20 protein-coding genes are annotated in these 15,953 nt (G+C 67.4%); 8 read left to right on the plus strand and 12 right to left on the minus strand.

What is annotated here, in order from left to right; all coding sequences use genetic code 11:
* Positions 1-28: 28 nt before the first annotated feature.
* The 3 genes from IB278_RS25570 (at position 29) to IB278_RS25580 (ending at position 3,329) form a co-directional block, all read left to right on the plus strand.
* On the plus strand, positions 29-607 hold the full coding sequence (locus IB278_RS25570) for a hypothetical protein (protein WP_192326415.1): 579 nt from the start codon (positions 29-31) through the stop codon (positions 605-607).
* 245 nt (positions 608-852) lie between these two features.
* A complete protein-coding gene (locus tag IB278_RS25575) occupies positions 853-1,194 on the plus strand; it encodes a carboxymuconolactone decarboxylase family protein (protein WP_192326417.1) in 342 nt (113 codons plus the stop codon).
* An 11-nt stretch (positions 1,195-1,205) separates the two neighbouring features.
* Positions 1,206-3,329 (plus strand): FUSC family protein, encoded by a 2,124-nt coding sequence (locus IB278_RS25580; protein ID WP_192326420.1) that lies wholly within the window; start codon positions 1,206-1,208, stop codon positions 3,327-3,329.
* 44 nt (positions 3,330-3,373) lie between these two features.
* Here the strand turns inward: IB278_RS25580 and IB278_RS25585 are convergent, their stop codons facing one another.
* The gene (locus IB278_RS25585) at positions 3,374-3,820 is read right to left on the minus strand and encodes a hypothetical protein (protein ID WP_225613167.1); all 447 of its coding nucleotides are present in this window, start codon (positions 3,818-3,820) and stop codon (positions 3,374-3,376) included.
* Positions 3,821-3,851: 31 nt separating this feature from the next.
* Between IB278_RS25585 and IB278_RS25590 the strand changes: the two genes are divergently transcribed.
* Together IB278_RS25590 and IB278_RS25595 are read left to right on the plus strand one after the other, a co-directional pair.
* On the plus strand, positions 3,852-4,028 hold the full coding sequence (locus IB278_RS25590; RefSeq protein ID WP_192326422.1) for a DUF4143 domain-containing protein: 177 nt from the start codon (positions 3,852-3,854) through the stop codon (positions 4,026-4,028).
* Between the two features lie 17 nt (positions 4,029-4,045).
* Positions 4,046-4,261, plus strand: coding sequence for a hypothetical protein (locus tag IB278_RS25595; RefSeq protein WP_192326424.1), 216 nt, complete (start codon positions 4,046-4,048; stop codon positions 4,259-4,261).
* Positions 4,262-4,274: 13 nt separating this feature from the next.
* Here the strand turns inward: IB278_RS25595 and IB278_RS25600 are convergent, their stop codons facing one another.
* The 11 genes from IB278_RS25600 to phnG all read right to left on the minus strand — a co-directional run bounded on the left by IB278_RS25600 (position 4,275) and on the right by phnG (position 13,592).
* The gene (locus IB278_RS25600) at positions 4,275-4,925 is read right to left on the minus strand and encodes an ATP-binding cassette domain-containing protein (RefSeq protein ID WP_192326426.1); all 651 of its coding nucleotides are present in this window, start codon (positions 4,923-4,925) and stop codon (positions 4,275-4,277) included.
* 65 nt (positions 4,926-4,990) lie between these two features.
* The gene (gene phnE / locus IB278_RS25605; RefSeq protein ID WP_145746974.1) at positions 4,991-5,803 is read right to left on the minus strand and encodes a phosphonate ABC transporter, permease protein PhnE; all 813 of its coding nucleotides are present in this window, start codon (positions 5,801-5,803) and stop codon (positions 4,991-4,993) included.
* A 42-nt stretch (positions 5,804-5,845) separates the two neighbouring features.
* Positions 5,846-6,793 carry a phosphonate ABC transporter substrate-binding protein gene (gene phnD, locus IB278_RS25610; protein WP_192326428.1) on the minus strand — a complete coding sequence of 316 codons (948 nt, stop codon included), beginning with the start codon at positions 6,791-6,793 and terminating at the stop codon, positions 5,846-5,848.
* A 49-nt stretch (positions 6,794-6,842) separates the two neighbouring features.
* A complete protein-coding gene (gene phnC, locus IB278_RS25615; RefSeq protein WP_192326430.1) occupies positions 6,843-7,709 on the minus strand; it encodes a phosphonate ABC transporter ATP-binding protein in 867 nt (288 codons plus the stop codon).
* Between the two features lie 100 nt (positions 7,710-7,809).
* On the minus strand, positions 7,810-8,967 hold the full coding sequence (locus IB278_RS25620; protein ID WP_192326432.1) for an alpha-D-ribose 1-methylphosphonate 5-triphosphate diphosphatase: 1,158 nt from the start codon (positions 8,965-8,967) through the stop codon (positions 7,810-7,812).
* Positions 8,964-9,680, minus strand: coding sequence for a phosphonate C-P lyase system protein PhnL (phnL, locus tag IB278_RS25625; protein ID WP_145746970.1), 717 nt, complete (start codon positions 9,678-9,680; stop codon positions 8,964-8,966). Before phnL ends, IB278_RS25620 begins: the two co-directional genes overlap by 4 nt.
* Positions 9,677-10,468 carry a phosphonate C-P lyase system protein PhnK gene (gene phnK, locus IB278_RS25630; RefSeq protein WP_192326434.1) on the minus strand — a complete coding sequence of 264 codons (792 nt, stop codon included), beginning with the start codon at positions 10,466-10,468 and terminating at the stop codon, positions 9,677-9,679. Before phnK ends, phnL begins: the two co-directional genes overlap by 4 nt.
* On the minus strand, positions 10,465-11,361 hold the full coding sequence (locus IB278_RS25635; protein ID WP_192326436.1) for an alpha-D-ribose 1-methylphosphonate 5-phosphate C-P-lyase PhnJ: 897 nt from the start codon (positions 11,359-11,361) through the stop codon (positions 10,465-10,467). The genes phnK and IB278_RS25635 overlap by 4 nt, the downstream gene beginning before the upstream one ends.
* Positions 11,358-12,452, minus strand: coding sequence for a carbon-phosphorus lyase complex subunit PhnI (locus tag IB278_RS25640; protein ID WP_192326438.1), 1,095 nt, complete (start codon positions 12,450-12,452; stop codon positions 11,358-11,360). The genes IB278_RS25635 and IB278_RS25640 overlap by 4 nt, the downstream gene beginning before the upstream one ends.
* A 1-nt stretch (position 12,453) precedes the next feature.
* Positions 12,454-13,077 carry a phosphonate C-P lyase system protein PhnH gene (gene phnH, locus IB278_RS25645; protein WP_192326440.1) on the minus strand — a complete coding sequence of 208 codons (624 nt, stop codon included), beginning with the start codon at positions 13,075-13,077 and terminating at the stop codon, positions 12,454-12,456.
* Positions 13,074-13,592 (minus strand): phosphonate C-P lyase system protein PhnG, encoded by a 519-nt coding sequence (gene phnG, locus IB278_RS25650; protein WP_192326442.1) that lies wholly within the window; start codon positions 13,590-13,592, stop codon positions 13,074-13,076. The genes phnH and phnG overlap by 4 nt, the downstream gene beginning before the upstream one ends.
* Positions 13,593-13,667: 75 nt before the next feature.
* Between phnG and phnF the strand changes: the two genes are divergently transcribed.
* The 3 genes from phnF to phnN are packed head-to-tail and all read left to right on the plus strand — an operon-like array spanning position 13,668 to position 15,764.
* On the plus strand, positions 13,668-14,453 hold the full coding sequence (gene phnF / locus IB278_RS25655) for a phosphonate metabolism transcriptional regulator PhnF (RefSeq protein ID WP_192326444.1): 786 nt from the start codon (positions 13,668-13,670) through the stop codon (positions 14,451-14,453).
* Positions 14,446-15,171: a DUF1045 domain-containing protein gene (locus IB278_RS25660; protein WP_192326445.1), complete on the plus strand. Its 726-nt coding sequence runs from the start codon at positions 14,446-14,448 to the stop codon at positions 15,169-15,171. The genes phnF and IB278_RS25660 overlap by 8 nt, the downstream gene beginning before the upstream one ends.
* 23 nt (positions 15,172-15,194) lie before the next feature.
* Positions 15,195-15,764 carry a phosphonate metabolism protein/1,5-bisphosphokinase (PRPP-forming) PhnN gene (phnN, locus tag IB278_RS25665; RefSeq protein WP_192326448.1) on the plus strand — a complete coding sequence of 190 codons (570 nt, stop codon included), beginning with the start codon at positions 15,195-15,197 and terminating at the stop codon, positions 15,762-15,764.
* Positions 15,765-15,953: the final 189 nt, after the last annotated feature.

Raw genomic sequence — 15,953 nt, forward strand, 5'->3', positions numbered from 1 at the left:
CCATCCAATGTCCTCTCAAGGAGTTCTCATGACCGACACCATCCGCAGCGACCTCGTACTCTCCCAATCGGCCTTCAGCCACATCATCGACGTGCCTATCGAGCAGATCGACATCGGCAAATGGCTCTTCAGCCTGCCCGAAGCCGAGTACCAACGGTGCGCCCCGCCGGACCATATCTCGTGCGGCACAACCAGTACCGATGATGGTCGACCGATGTCCATCAATGTGGAGCAGATCGGCACCGGTCTCGTCATCCAGCATTACGTGGGTGAAGTTGTCGGAAAGCGACGTTGTCTCATGGTCTCCACCTCGGACGTCTTCACCCCGGCAGGCCGCACGCGAGTGCAGGTCATCTGGGAACTCAGCGCCAAGGGCTTGAGTGACGGGCGCACGGAGTACACGAATTCCGTGGTGTCGCACCCGACTGAAGATTTCCTGAATTTCATCGCGAGCCACGGGGTGAGCTTTGAGCAGGCGTCGCATGATCGCCAGGTTGCCTCCGGCGATCACAACAGCCGGGAAACGCCGTTGTTCGCAGAGAGCATCGCCCGTGCAGCGCGGGCCAATGCCAAGGCCGCCAATGCCGGCACTGCTGTCGCCGCATAAGAAGCGGAGCCGGCGGCGACACGACGAGGTGTCGCTGCTTCTGCCCCCGAAGTCTCGACACCTGGCTTTGGCCTCCCGCGACAGGCTTTTTCTCGGCAGAGCCGACATCCGATGACTGCCCCACCGTCTGGCGGGCGGTTGGTTGTCGGTTCTCCTAATCGGCTGGAAGTCGACCTCGCCTGCCGAGCGACTTCCGGGCCTGGAAATTCGACACACCACCTACTTACCATCCCTGATGGAAGCTCATGAAAAGCGACAACCCCACCCAGTCGCCTCGCGAGGCGGCACGAGCCTTCACCCCTGAACTTTCAGCGCTTGTTGAGGACCCATTGTTCTCGAGAGTCTGGACTGATGACCGCCTCCCTCCGAAGGACCGGAGCCTCATAACTCTCGCCGCGCTGATCGTTCTGCACCGACCGGAGGAACTGCCGGCACATCTGCTGCGCGCGATCGACAATGGGTTGAAAGAATCACAGATATCGGCGCTCATCACGCATCTTGCTTTCTACGGAGGATTCCCCGCAGCCATTAGCGCCTCCGAGATCGCAGCGGAAGTACTTGGCCCATTGAATGCTGGCTCAAGGTGACGAGGCCGATCATGAGCGCCGTCTCCGCCTCTATTCCCCCCGAACGCCGCATTCATCTTCCCCTTCAGTCGTTCCGTCGGATGCCGGCCTGGGTGGTCAACGGCTTGACTGTCGCGTTAGGGCTGATGCTCGTACAAGGCTCCATATTGCTGATGGCAGGCGCCCATGCGGCTCAAGCCGCGATTGCAACAGCAGTTTGTGCCAGCCTTGCCGACGTCGTTACCACCACGGACCGCGTGGCACGGCGCGTCTTGGCCGCAGTCATCTCCAGTACCGCCGGCGCAACGGTGTTCCTGGCGCTCAGACCCTACGAAGCGATCCTGGTTCCGACCGTTGTTCTGATCGTGTTCGGTGCCATGCTCATCCAATCCTGGGGACCGAAGGCCGGGACGGTTTCATTTGCGACCACCATGTCACTCGTCTTCGCGATGTCCGTTCCCGCGTCGCAAGGGCTGACGCCCGACTATGTCGCCTGGGGTTTGGTTGGTTCCCTAGGTTATTGGATCTGGGCTGTCGCCACCGCGCATCTCTTGCAACCGACTTGGAGAAGACTTGCCCTGGTGACCGCGGTGCAAGAAATGGCGAGCCTTCTTCGTGCACTCGCTGCGCAGGCTCGCGATCCTGTCGATCTGTCGCTGCAAGAGAAGGTTGTGCATCGGGAAGCTAACCTTGCTGACCGGATGCAAGCCGCACGGGATTTGATCTTCGGAAACGCGGATGGGCCTACAGCGCACTTGCAAACCTCTGTTCTCTTGCGATTGAAAGACCTGCGTGACCTTGCGATTGCGGGAAAACTTGACACGGCGCTTGTTCGGCATGGTGCCGCCTTATTGGATGAGCGACTGCTGTTTGCTGATGTGCTCAAGCACATGGCGCTCGCTCTGGATGGCGTCGCGGAGCATGTTCGAACCGGTCGGTTGCAGCCGCTCGACGCGACGGTGGAATTGCAGATCGGGCGCCTGCTCGATGAACTGGAGAAGGGAATCGGCAATGGGCGCGATGGTGCGCGCCTGATTATTTCTGAGATTCTTCGAAGCCAGTTCGCCCACGTCCAAGCGATACAGGCGATGCACGCCCCGTTCAAGCAGCCCCAACTGCCGTGCCGCCGCTCGGATCTTCGCCGCTACGTCGCACCTGACGAGTGGCGATTCGCTGCCGTATGGATGGGGCTCAGACCCGAATCTCCCACGTTCCGGTACGCAGTAAGGACCGCTATTGCTGCTGGGTCGGCTTACGCAATCTCCCGGCTCTTGCCTTGGACTGCGCATCCGCAGTGGGTACTTCTCAGTGTCACGGTCGTGATGCAAGGCAGTCTCGCTCAGACGCTTGTTCGACGGAATGCTCGAGTACTGGGTACGTTGTCGGGATGCGTGGTCGTGGCGCTTCTGGCATTGAGTCCCTCGACTCTCTTTCTGAACTTGTGCTTTCTGATCGCCGCGGGTGTTGCACACGCGTATTTGGGTGTGCGCTACTCGGTTACGGCAGCAGCCGCCGCCGTGATGGCTGTCTTGCAGGCTCATCTTGTGGCGCACGGCGCTGACTTCAGCATCCTTGAGCGACTCGGCGATACCGTGATCGGCGCCCTCGTAGGATGGACCGCGAGTTATGCGTTTCCAAGCTGGGAGAGGCGCCGCTTGTCGAATGATCTACGCCAAGCCAATGCAGCAATTCGCCTTTATATCGCGGAGGTTTTGAAGCTGGATGAAGGACCTCAAGGCTTGCCAAGATTCGCCAGACAGCGCGCGTATGACGCGATTCGTGCGGTGGGCGCAACACAATCGCGAACCCTGGTTGAGCCCTCTTCCGTTCGGATCCCCTTTGCCGAATTGACACTCTGGCTGACGGCGGCTTATGACCTGATGTCGCATCTTTCGAACGCTCGACTGTCACTCACGTTGTACGCGAAAGAGTCTGCTCCCGCGCAACTCGCCGACACTTTGGATGAAGTCGTCTCTAAGCTCGATCAAGCATTGTGTCCGACGTCGCTGGACCGCAGTCCGGTGCTTGAGCCCATTGCCAAAGCTGCGCTTGAGGCTGTTCCCAATCTGCTGCCCAGGCTCCAGGATGCATTGACAGACGCAGTCAGAGTCGGCAAAGCATCGTGCAAGCTCTGTTCATGGGTCGCTCATCAGTGAAACTGTCCGCGTTGCGGGCGAACCTCAGTTGAACATTCTTTAGGTCAATACGAACAGGCAGCGGGAGGTCGATGACCAAGCCCGGCTTGAACTCCTTGTTCTCGATCCTGCCGCTCCGGTTCACGTAGCCGCGCGGGCTGCACACGACCCGGCAAGAGCGGACTTCGTAGTCGAACTGCTGATGCGTGCAGCCAGAGCACGGGCACATCGAAGAAAGCATCCGGAAGCTCGGTGACGAAGGCGCTCGAGGCCCAATCGTCGGCGTATCGCTGCGCCAGCGAGCCGCGATGAGGTGCATGGTGCGTCACGACCACCGTCGGTCCGGCGAGCGGCTCCGCGAGCCTGTCGCGCAGCCAGGCGCGCTGCGCCTGATGAATCCGCAGCATGTCGGCCGCCTGGAGCTTTCTTCCCTGCTTGTCGCGCCATGTATCGGGTTCTGCGGATTCATCGATTGTCCGGATCAACGTGTAGTCGTTCAGCCGATTGGTCACCAACACGTCGAAGCGCCCCGTGAGAAGTCCGATGCTGTACTTCTACGACGTCGGCCTGGCCTGCCGGCTGCTGGGCTTGCGCAGCGCCGACCAGGTCGCGCGAGACCCGCTCTTTGGCAGCCTGTTTGAAAATCTGGTCATCATGGAAGCCCTCAAGACGCGATTCAATCAGGGCGAGTTGGGGGAGATGTACTTCTCCGGGATGTGACCGGCAACGAAGTGGACTTGCTGATACCCGACGGAAGAAAGCTCCGCGCCGTCGAGATCCAGGCCAGTGCGACGGCGAACGTCGATCATTTTCGCGGCCTTCGCAGTTTTGCAGCGTCATTCTCTGATGCGCTGGAAGGCGGCAGTGTTGTCTATGGCGGTGACGCCGACCAGTCGAGAAGCGACTGGCCCGTGATCGGCTGGCAGCGCCTACAACGTCCGCCGGCACCCTAACCCCGCACCGCGCTCAGCGCAGCGGCAGCTCTATGCAGCCGACGAGCGGAACTTGCGGAACGTGTTCGAGGCGCGCGCCACTCGCAATGACGATCGCGTGGCCCGCGCGTCCGGCCCGGGTCGCGACGGTCTTCCACAGGCAGCCGATCGATCGCGCATCGAGCGCGCCTTCGGGTTCGTCGAGCAGCACCAGCGGACGTCCCGAGGCCAGCGCCGCCGCCAGCCACACCTTGCGCTTCGATCCGGTCGAGAGCATGTACATCGGCTTCTCGATGTGCGGTGCCAGCGAAAACCCCTCGACCAGCGCCTGCCACAGCGCCGCATCGAAACCCGCATCGCCTTCGCTCAGGGCGGCGGTGCATGCACGCGCGGTGACCTGGTCGAAGGCTTCGGTGGCCGGGTCGCAGAAGAACACGTTGCGCCTGTAGGCCTCGGGCTGCGTGTCGAGGCGCGCGCCTGCGAGCGTCAGACTTCCGGAAGCCGGAGGCAGCATGCCCGCAATCACGCGCAGCAAGGTCGACTTTCCGCTGCCCGTGTCGCCATACAGCAGCGTGACGCCCTCGCCCACCGAAGCGCACCAGCCGGATGCGAGCGCGGGCTGGCCCGGATAGGAAAGGCCCAGGTCGTGGACCTGGAGGATGGCGGGTGATGTCGGGGGGTTCATGGGCGTGCGGAAGTCCTCGCCGGATTCTGCCTCGCCCGCGGACGCCCTCCCGTCCTCAGCTCGGATCAGATCAGGAACTTGCGGATGCGGGCCGACGCCAGGTCGATGGCACTCACGCTCACCACGATGATCAGCATCACCGCGCAGGTCTCGGCGTACTGGAAACCACGGATGATTTCCCACAGCACCACGCCGATGCCGCCCGCGCCCACCATGCCCACCACCGAGGCCGAGCGCACGTTCGACTCGAAGCGGTAGAGCGCATACGAGATCCACAGCGGCATCACCTGCGGCAGCACGCCGTAGACGATCTCGTGCAGCGCGCTGGCGCCCGTGGAGCGGATGCCTTCCACCGGCTGCGGATCGATGGCTTCGACCGCTTCGGCGAACAGCTTGGCCAGCACGCCGGTGGTGTGCACCCACAGCGCCAGCACGCCGGCGAAGGGGCCCAGGCCCACGGCCACCACGAACAGCATCGCGAACACCATTTCGTTGATGGCGCGGCAGCTGTCCATGAGGCGGCGCACCGGCTGGTAGATCCACCAGGGCACGATGTTGGCGGAAGCCAGCAGCGCCAGCGGCACGGCGCTCACCACCGCCAGCGCCGTGCCCCACAGCGCGATCTGCAAGGTGACGACCATCTCCTGCAGGTACATGCGCCACTGCGTGAAGTTCGGCGGAAAGAACTCGGCCGCGTAGGTGGCCATGTTGCCGGAATCGCGCCAGAGCTCGAACGGGCGCATGTCGGCGCCCTTCCAGGACGCGGCCAGCAGGATCAGCAGGCCCGCCCACGCGAGCTGCCAGGCGAGGCTGCGCCTGGGAGCGGCGGACGCCGCAGGCGCCAGGCTCGGGCGGACGAGAGGGACCGTGGGTTGCATGGCGGACACAGCAGTGCAGCAGGAAAGAAAAGTGGCGCGCGCTCAGTTCAGCGCGGCCAGCTTCTTGTCGATGTCGGCCAGCTTGGCTTTCTTGTCGGCGTCGCCGAGCACGGTGTCGGCCTCGATCTTGGTGCGCTGGCCGAACAGGTCGAGCTGGCGGATCGGCAGCAGCTGCTTGTCGCTCGATTCCTTGAAGCCCGAGAGCTTCGAGATCTTCATGACGATCTCCTTCTCGCGCGGATCGGTCTTGGCGTAGTTGTAGAAGAAGTTGCGCAGCTTGGCCTTGGTCGCCTCGGGCAGGTCCTTGCGCATGACGAGCGGGTCGAGCGGAATCAGCGGCGAGGTCCAGACGATCTTGATGTCCTTGAACTTCTCGGGGAAGCGCTCCTTCACCTTCTCGAGGTTCTCGCTGTTGTTGGTGGCCACGTCGACCTGCCTGTTGGCCACGGCCAGTGCGTTGGTCTCGTGGTTGGCGCTGCGCGTCACCTTGAAGATCGACTTGGCATCGAGCTTGTTCTGCGCGAAGACGTAGAAGCCCGGCACCAGGTAGCCCGAGGTCGAGTTGGGATCGCCGTTGCCGAAGCTCAGGTTCTTCGCGTTCTTGAGCACGTCGTCGAGCGTGTTGAGCGGACTCTCTCGGTTCACGATCAGGTGCGAGTAGTAACCCTGCGTGCCGTCGGCGTTGACCATCTGCGCGAACACCTCGCCGCCCGCGCGGTCGACCGCTTCCATGGCCGACTTGTTGCCGAACCAGCCGAGGTGCACCTTGTTGAAGCGCATGCCTTCGATGATGCCGGCGTAGTCGGGTGCGAAGAAGGCCGTGACCTTGAGGCCGGTCTGGCGGCTCATGTCGTCGATCAGCGGCTGCCAGTCGCCCTTGAGGTTCTGCGTCGCCTCGGTCGAGATGATGCCGAAGTTGATGTCCTGCGCGAGCGATGCGCCCGCAAGGCCGAGGCCCAGCACGGCGGCGGCAACGATTTTCTTGATCATGGATGGCTCCAGGAGAATGAAAAGGATGGAAAGACGCGTTCTTCGCGGGCTATGCGGCTTGCGCAGCCCACGACACGGGAGCAGTCGGGTTCAGCACGTGCACGTTGGTGCCTTCGGGTGCCGGGGTCGGCGCGGCGGGCCGCAGCAGCTCGTCGGCCTGCACGCCGTACAGCTCGCGCAGCAGCGCGGGCGTGAGCGCCGAGGACGGGCCGTCGAACACCACCTGCCCCTGGTTCAGCGCCACCACGCGCGGGCAGTACTTCATCGCGATGTCGACCTGGTGCAGCGACACGATCACGGTGCAGCCGTCCTCGCGGTTGATGCGCGCGAGGATCTCCATCACCTTGCGCGAGGACTCGGGGTCCAGCGATGCAATGGGTTCATCGGCCAGCACCACCTTGGCGCCCTGCACCAGCGTGCGCGCAATGGCCGCGCGCTGCTGCTGGCCACCCGACAGCGTGGAGGCGCGCTGCGCATGGCAGTCGGCAATGCCCACGCGCCCCAGTGCCTCGAGTGCCAGCGCGCGCTCCTGCGCCGTGAACATGCGCAGCCAGCTGCGCCACCAGGGCATGCGGTGCAGCGAGCCGACGAGCACGTTCACCAGCACCGGCAGCCGCGCCACCAGGTTGAACTGCTGGAACACGAAGCCGACCTGCGAGCGCAGCTTGCGGATGTCGCGGTGGATGCGGCCGCCCTTCTGCACGCAACAGCCGTCGATCTCGACCAGCGAATCGGTGCCGCCATCGGCCGCCACCAGGCCGGCCACGTGCCGCAGCAGGGTGGATTTGCCGGAGCCCGAGGCGCCGATCAACGCCACCATCTCGCCGCGGTTCACGGCCAGGTTGACGTCGCGCAGCGCATGCCGGCCGTTGGCGAAGTGCTTGTTCAGTTGGTGGATGCGCAGGACACCGGTCATCTTGGATTCCAAAGTCGTCTAGACAAGTGAAGTCTCGCGAGACGCCGTGACATGCGCGCGACAGCTGTGCGACATTGCGGCGACAGCCGCGGCCGCACCCTCAGATCACGCGCCGGCCCTGGCGCCATACGCCGCGCACCACCGGGTGCCTGGCACCGTCGGCCAGCGTGGTGATGCGCACCTGCACCAGGTCGGCGCGCAGCCCCGATTCCAGGCTGCCGCGGTCGTGCAGGCCGGCCGCGCGCGCGGGTGCGCGGCTCACCATCGCCACCGCCTCGGGCAGCGTGCAGATGCCCTCGTCCACCAGCCGCATCACGGCACTCATGAGGCTGCCGGGCACGTAGTCGGAAGACAGGATGTCGAGCAGCCCCTGGCGCGCCAGCTCGGCCGCGGCCACGTTGCCCGAGTGCGAGCCGCCCCGCACCACGTTCGGCCCGCCCATGATGTTGGCGAGCCCGCGTTCGCGCGCGGCGCGCGCGGCCGCCAGCGTGGTCGGGAATTCCGACATGCTGGCGCCCTCCGCATGCGCCTGCTCGACGTGCGCCACGGTGGTGTCGTCATGGCTCGCCAGCGCAATGCCGTGCAGGCGGCAATGCGCGACGAAGTGCCGGCGGTGGGGTTCCGCATAGCGCGTCTGCAGCGACACGGCCTCGGACACGCGGCGGTCGAACTTGTCGTCGCTCCAGCCCTTCTTGCCGGTGTAGTAGATGCGTGCGACCTCGATGTTCTCCCACTGGCGCTGGCCCGGCGTGTGGTCCATGAGCGAGATCATCGACAGGCGCGGGTGGTTGCGGAACGGCTCGAACAGCTCGATGGTGTTGGGTGCCGGCAGCTCGCAGCGCACGTGCAGATGGTGGTCGGCGCGCAGCAGGTCGCTCTCGATGCAGCCGTCGAGCACGTCGAGCAGCGTGTCCCAGGTGCTGCCGCGCAGGCTCTCGGGGTCGGACTCGCCCACGCCCAGTGCGTCGAACACCGTGGTGATGCCGGCGGCCGCCACCTCGGCATCGTGCGCGAGCAGCGCGGGCATCTCGGCCCACTGCACCTTGGGGCGCGGCATCAGGTGCCGCTCCAGGTTGTCGGTGTGCACCTCGACCAGCCCGGGAAACAGGTAGTCGCCCTCGAGGTCGAGCGTGCCCGCCGCGGTGGCGCCGCTGTCCAGCGCCTCGATGCGCCCGTTCGCCACCGAGAGCGCGCCGTGCACCACCTCGCCGGCCAGCACCATGCGCGCGTTGGAAAAGACGATGGGTGCTGCGCTCATGGCCGGGTGCTCCTGAAGTCGCCCACGTTGACGCGGCGGGTGGCCACGGCCGCGCCCACTTCGGCGTCGTGGAAGATGCCGACGATGGCCGCGCCGCGGGCCGTGGCCTCGCGGATCAGCTCGATCACGGTGGCCGTGTTGGCGGCATCGAGCGAGGCGGTGGGCTCGTCCAGCAGCAACAGCGGCTTGGGCTTGATCATGTTGCGCGCGATGTTGATGCGCTGCTGCTCGCCGCCCGAGAAGGTGGCCGGCGGCAGGTGCCACAGGCGCTCGGGGATGCGCAGCCGCGCGAGCCAGCGGCGCGCCTCGGCGCGCGCGGCCTCGATGCCCGCGGGGTCGTCGCCGGCGTCCTCGGCGAGCGGCTCGGCCACCACGTCGAGCGCGGGCACGCGCGGGATCACGCGCAGGAACTGGCTCACGTAGCCGATGGTCTCGCGCCGCAGCCGCACCAGCTCGCGCGGCGCCACTTCGGTCAGGTCCACCGGGCCGGCCGGCGCCTGCACCGTGATGCGGCCCGCGCTGGCGCGGTAGTTGGCATAGATGAGCTTGAGCAGCGTGCTCTTTCCCAGGCCCGAGGCGCCGTCGAGTACCACGCATTCGCCCGCGCTCACGCTGAGGTCGACCGCGTCGAACACGGGCAGCTCCAGCTGGTTCTGGTGGTGCAGCGTGAAGCGCTTGGCCACGCCCTGGAGAAGAAGCAAGGGAGTCGTCATGGCTGGAGCACCGAGGAAACGAGGAGTTGGGTGTAGGCGTGCTGCGGGTCGTCCAGCACCTGGTCCGTGAGGCCGGTCTCGACCACGCGGCCCTGCTGCATCACGACCATGCGGTGCGCGAGCAGCCGTGCCACCGCGAGGTCGTGCGTGACGACGATGGCCGCAAGCTGCATCTGGCGCGTGAGCTGGCGCAGCAGATCGAGCAGGCGCGCCTGCACCGACACGTCCAGGCCCGAGGTCGGCTCGTCCATGAACACCAGCCGCGGCTGCGTGACCAGGTTGCGCGCGATCTGCAGGCGCTGGCGCATGCCGCCCGAAAAAGTGCGCGGCGTGTCGTCGATGCGCGCCGGGTCGATCTCCACGCGCTGCAGCCAGTCGGCCGCGGTGGCGCGCACGCGGCCGTAGTGCCGCTCGCCCAGGCCCATGAGGCGCTCGCCCACATTGGCGCCAGCCGAGACGTCCATGCGCAGGCCGTCGGCCGGGTTCTGGTGCACGAAGCCCCAGTCGGTGCGCGAAAGCAACCGCTGCTGGGCCTCGGTCATCGCGAACACGTCCTGCAGGCCGCCGCCGCGCACATGGAACTGCACGCTGCCGGCATCGGGACGGCTGCGCGCGGCAATGGCATCGAGCAGGGTCGACTTGCCCGAACCCGATTCGCCGACCACCGCCAGCACCTCGCCGGGCCAGAGGTCGAAGGAGGCGTCGTGCAGCGCCACGCGATCGCCGTAGCGCTTGCCGACGCCGCGCACGCGCAGCAGCGGAAGGGGAGAAGCTTGCGCGGCGTTCATGCGAGAACTCCGTCCACGGCGGCCGCATCGGTCGCCGGGTCGGGCGCAGCGGCAACGCCGTCTGCCTGCTGCCGCGACTGGCAGTAGTCGGAATCGGAGCACACATGCATGCGCGTGCCCTGGTCGTCGGTGATCACCTCGTCGAGGAAGCTGTCGGTCGCGCCGCAGAGCGCGCAGGGCGTGTCCCAGCGCTGGATCTCGAAGGGATGGTCCTCGAAGCTCAGGCTTTCGACCGGCGTGTAGGGCGGCACGGCGTAGATGCGCTTCTCGCGGCCGGCGCCGAACAGCTGCAGCGCGGGGTTCATGTGCATCTTGGGGTTGTCGAACTTGGGGATCGGCGACGGCGACATCACGTAGCGGCCGTTCACCAGCACCGGATAGTCGTAGGTGGTGGCGATGTGGCCGTAGCGCGCGATGTCTTCGTAGAGCTTCACGTGCATCAGCCCGTACTCGGCCAGCGCGTGCAGCGTGCGCGTGGCGGTGTCGCGCGGCTCCAGCCGCTGCATCGGCTCGGGCACCGGCACCTGGTAGACCAGCACCTGCCCTTCGGCGAGCGATGCCTCGGGGATGCGGTGGCGCGTCTGGATCAGCGTGGCCTCGGCCGTGCGCGTGGTGGTGTCCACGCCGGTGGTGCGCTCGAAGAAGCGGCGGATGTTGACGGCGTTGACGGTGTCGTCGGAGCCCTGGTCGATCACCTTCAGCGTGTCGCGCGGCCCGATGACCGCGGCGGTCACCTGGATGCCGCCGGTGCCCCAGCCGTAGGGCAGCGGCATCTCGCGCGAGCCGAAGGGCACCTGGTAGCCCGGGATGGCCACGGCCTTGAGGATGGCGCGGCGGATCATGCGCTTGGTGCGCTCGTCGAGGTAGGCGAAGTTGTATTCGGTGGTCGTCATTCGTGGTCTCCCGCGCCGGCGGCGGCGCGCATCTTCCGCACGAGCTCGAGCTCGGACTGGAAGTCGACGTAGTGCGGCAGCTTCAGGTGCTGCACGAAACCCGAGGCCTCCAGGCTGTCGCTGTGCGAGAGCACGAACTCCTGCATCTGCGCGGGCGCCTCCACCGGCTCGCCGAGCTCGTCGGCGCGCAGCGCGCGGTCGACCAGGCTCATCGCCATCGCCTTGCGCTCGCAGTGGCCGAAGGCCAGGCCGTAGCCGCGCGTGAACTGCGGCGGTTCGCTCTTGCTGCCCGCGAACTGGTTGACCATCTCGCATTCGGTGATCTCCAGGTCGCCGATGGAGATGGTGAAGTCGAGCTCCTCGGGCGCGAGCTCCAGCTCCACGCTGCCGAAGCGGATCTCGCCCACGAAGGGGTGGCTGTGCGCGTAGCCGCGCTGCGTGGAATAGGCCATGGCCAGCAGGAAGCCCTCGTCGCCGCGCGCCAGGTTCTGCAGCCGCGTGGCGCGGTCGGCCGGAAAGCGCAGCGGCGCGCGCGTGAGGTCGACCGGCGCGGGGTCGCCGGGCGGCACGGGGCGGGTTTCGATCAGCCCCTCCTGGTTCAGCAGGTCGACCACGCGCGGCGTGACGGACGCGGGCGGCGTGCCTGCATCGGCCGCGGGCGCGGGCGCGGCCTGCTGCCGCCCCTCGGCCAGCAGCGCGAAGTCGAGCAGGCGCTGCGTGTAGTCGTGCGTCGCGCCGAGCACCTGGCCGCCGGGCAGGTCCTTGAAGGTGGCGGAGATGCGGCGGTCCAGCGCCATGCGGGCGGTGTCGAGTGCCACGCTGTCGCCGAGCCGCGGCAGTGTCGCGCGGTAGGCGCGCAGCAGGAAGATGGCCTCCACCATGTCGCCCGAGGCTTGCTTGATCGCAAGCGCGGCCAGTTCAGGGTCGTAGACCGAGCCCTCGGTCATCACGCGGTCGACCGCGAGCTTCAGCTGTTCGCGGATCTGGCGCACCGACAGCTCCGGCGTGCCGGTGTCGCCGCGGCGCTGTTCGGCCAGCAGGCGGTAGCTTGCAAGGATGGCGGCTTCCCCGCCCTTGACGGCAACGTACATCTCAAGCCTCCTGTTCGATGCGGGTGGTGCGCGGCAGCCCCACGATGCGGCGCGGCGCGGCGAGGAACACGTCCACGCCGCGCGGAAACAGCGCGTGGTTCGCGGACCATTGGGCGGCGAAGGCCGGTGCCAGGCCTTCCACTGCGATGGCGTTGCGGTCCTGGATGCCGGGGCCGCGCAGCGTCCAGCGCGGCGCGTTTCCTTCGGCCGGTGCGGACACCTCCATCACATCGATCACGCACGTGGCCGACTGGTCCGGATAGGCGTCGCTGCCCTGCGCAAATGCATCGAGCGGTGGGCGCGCATCGCCCTGGCCGATCCACGCGAACTGCGCCTGCGCGGGCGCCTCGACCAGCACGCAGCCGGTGTGAAAGCGCAGCCATGCGGCCGCGTCGCTGCCCGCGAGCGACGGCGACAGCCAGAGGCGGCAGTCGGGATCGAGCAGCGCCAGCAGCAGCGCGGCCGAGGCGCCGTGCCCCTGCGACGGCGCCTGCGCATCGTGCGACAGCTCGACGATGCGGCCCGGATGCGAGAGTGCCTGCAGCGCCGAACGGAACACCGCCTGGCTGCCGAGCGCGGCATCGGTGAAGCCCGCGCCCAGGGTGGAAAGCATGTTCGCGTTCATTCGGAATCGTCCTCGTCCATGTCGGCGCCGCCGGCTTCGCGCGCCACCGTGAAGAACTCGACCTTGCTGGCCTGCGCGCGGGCATGGCGCTGCGCGCGCAGCGCCGAGAGATGCGCACGCACCGGCGCCAGCAGCCGGGCATCGAGCGCGGCCTGCTGCGCCGGGTCCTGCAGCAGCGCGTCGGCCACGGCCGCGAGTTGCGCATGGCGGTGCGAGCGGCCGAGCACATAGGCCACGCCCACCGCGGCGCCCGGCTGCGGCGCATCGCCACCGAGACGCAGCGCGCAGCGCGTGACCGTCACCTCGCCCAGGTTGAAGCGCTCGCCCGTGCCGCCGGCACGGCCCTGCACCATCACCAGGCCGGTCTCCGGTGCGCGCAGCCACTGCGGCGGGGTCTCGGCGTGCTGCGCGAGCGCGGGCTCGAGCAGCGAGACGGGCGCGCGCGCCAGCATCGCGAGCCACTGCGCGCGGCGCAGCGGGCGGGCGGCGGGTTCTGTGTCAAAGGCATGAAACATGGGAGTGATACGCTTGAAGTTGTATAGACAAATTCGGCAACTGACGCGAGCTTAGAGAGCGCGCAAGTAGGTTTAATGACAAGCACGACGACGACCCCTGCCTCCGCGCTGGCTCCGCGCCCCGCCGCCGCCACCACCACCGAACGCACCGCACGCGACAGCTTCTGGATCCGCATTGCGGCCGACCTGGCCGAGGCCATTGCGCGCGGCGTGTATTTGCCGGGCCAGCGCCTGCCCTCCGAGCACGCGCTGGCCGAGCAGTTCGGCGTGAACCGCCACACCATCCGGCGTTCGCTCGCCAACCTTTGCAGCCAGGGGCTGCTGCGCGTGACGCAGGGCAGCGGCACCTACGTGGAAGAGTTCGCGGTCGACCTCGCCCTGGTCAAGCGCCCGCGCTTCCAGCGCAGCATGGCGCTGGCAGGTTTGCGCGGCGCGCTGCGCGTGACCGGCGCGAGCACCGTGCGCGCCACCGCGGCGCAGGCGCGCTCGCTCGCGGTGCCGGCGCGCAGCTCGCTGCTCTGCCTGCAGGTGATCGGCGAAGCCGAGGGCCAGCCGCTGCATTGCAGCGAACGCTTCTTTCCCCTGCCGCGCTTCGTGGGACTGGAGGCCGTGGTGCGCGAGACCGGCTCCATCACCGCCGGCTTCGAGGCCCACGGCGTGGCCGACTACACGCGCCATCACAGCCGCATCACGGCGCAGATGCCCGAGGCCGCGATTGCCGCGCAGTTGCATCAGCCGGTCAGCCGGCCGGTGCTGTTCGTGGAGAGCGTGAACGTCGACACCGCAGGCGTGCCGATCGAATACGCCAGGGCCTGGTTCCCGGGCGACCGCACCTCGCTGACGGTGGCGCACGATGACTGAGGCCGTGTCCCGCAGGCGCGACGCGGCGCATCGCTACGCGGCTTACTTCGCGCCAGCTGTTGGCAGCCCGTGGTGGGAGGCCGGCAGCCGCTGGCTGGGGCGCTGCGCGGCGCGCGGACAGCCGCTGCCGCAACCGGCCATCGACGGCCTGCCGCCCGCGCGGCAGCAGGCACTGACGGCCGCGCCGCGGCGCTATGGCTGGCATGCCACGCTGAAGGCGCCCTTCGCCCTGCCCTCGCACCTGGACGCGGCGTCGCTGCGCACCGGCATCCGCCACATCTGCAAAGCCTGGGAGCCCTTCGACATGCCGTCGCTGCAGGTAGTGCGGCTCGATGATTTTCTGGCGCTCGTGCCCGCGGCGCCGAGCCGCGCGCTGAATGCGATGGCCAGCGCCTGCGTGACCGGCCTGCACGCCTTCGCCGCGCCGCTGCCGCCGGCCGAACTGCAGCGCCGCCGCGCGAGCGGGCTCACGCCCGAGGAAGACGCGCTGCTGCAGCGCTGGGGCTACCCGTTCGTGCTCGACCGCTTCCGCTTCCACCTCTCGCTGACCGGATCGCTGCGCGAGGCCGACGAGGCCGAGGTGCAGGCGCTGCACGACGCGGCGCAACGGCACTTCGGCGCGCTGCCTGCGCAACGCTTCGATGCGATCAGCCTGTTCGCGGAGCCCGTGCCGCAAGCCGACTTCATGTGCATCGAACAGATGGCGCTCGGTGCATGAGCGCAGCGCCAAGCCGTGCACCAATGAACGCCGCAGCGACCGGCCGCCTGGTCTACGTGGTCGGCCCCTCGGGCGCCGGCAAGGACAGCGTCATCGACTGGCTGAGGCAGCGGCTGCCACAGGATGCCCGCGTGCACTTCGCGCGGCGCACGATCACGCGCGCGGTGCAGCCCGGGGGCGAGCAGCATGACAGCATCGACATGGCCGCGTTCATGCGGCTGCGCGATGCCGGCGCGTTCGCGATGCACTGGGAAGCCAATGCCCTGCACTACGGCATTGCGCGCGCCGAACTCGCCGGGCGCAGCGACGGCCGGACCGTGATCGTGAACGGCTCACGCGCCTACCTGCCCGAAGCCGTGCGTCTCTTTCCCGAACTGGTCGTCGCCCACATCACGGCCGACGCCCAGACGCTGCGCAGCCGGCTGCTCGCACGCCGGCGTGAAACCGCGCAGATGGTGGATGCGCGCGTGCGAAGAGCACTCGACTTCCAGCTGCCGCCGGGCATTGCAGCCATCGAGGTCCGCAACGATGCCACGCTCGCGCACGCGGGCGCGCAGCTTCAGCGGGCGTTGAAGGCATGGAAGTGCCTGTGAGGGGCCGCGGCAAGACGCGAGGCCGGTAACCCGATCGTCGTATGTCGCGCAGTCGGGGTCCTGCGTTAGAACTTTTCATGTAGGCACTTGCCGCGACATCGAGAGATCGCGGTCCGCGGCAGGGATGTCCCGCATGGATTGAGTCCGCCACGGCGATGCATCAAGCGTCTAATGCACCCTCACGCAAGG

Origin of the sequence: Variovorax sp. VRV01, assembly GCF_014852545.1 — a bacterium.
GTDB classification, from domain to species: Bacteria; Pseudomonadota; Gammaproteobacteria; order Burkholderiales; family Burkholderiaceae_C; genus Variovorax; species Variovorax beijingensis_A.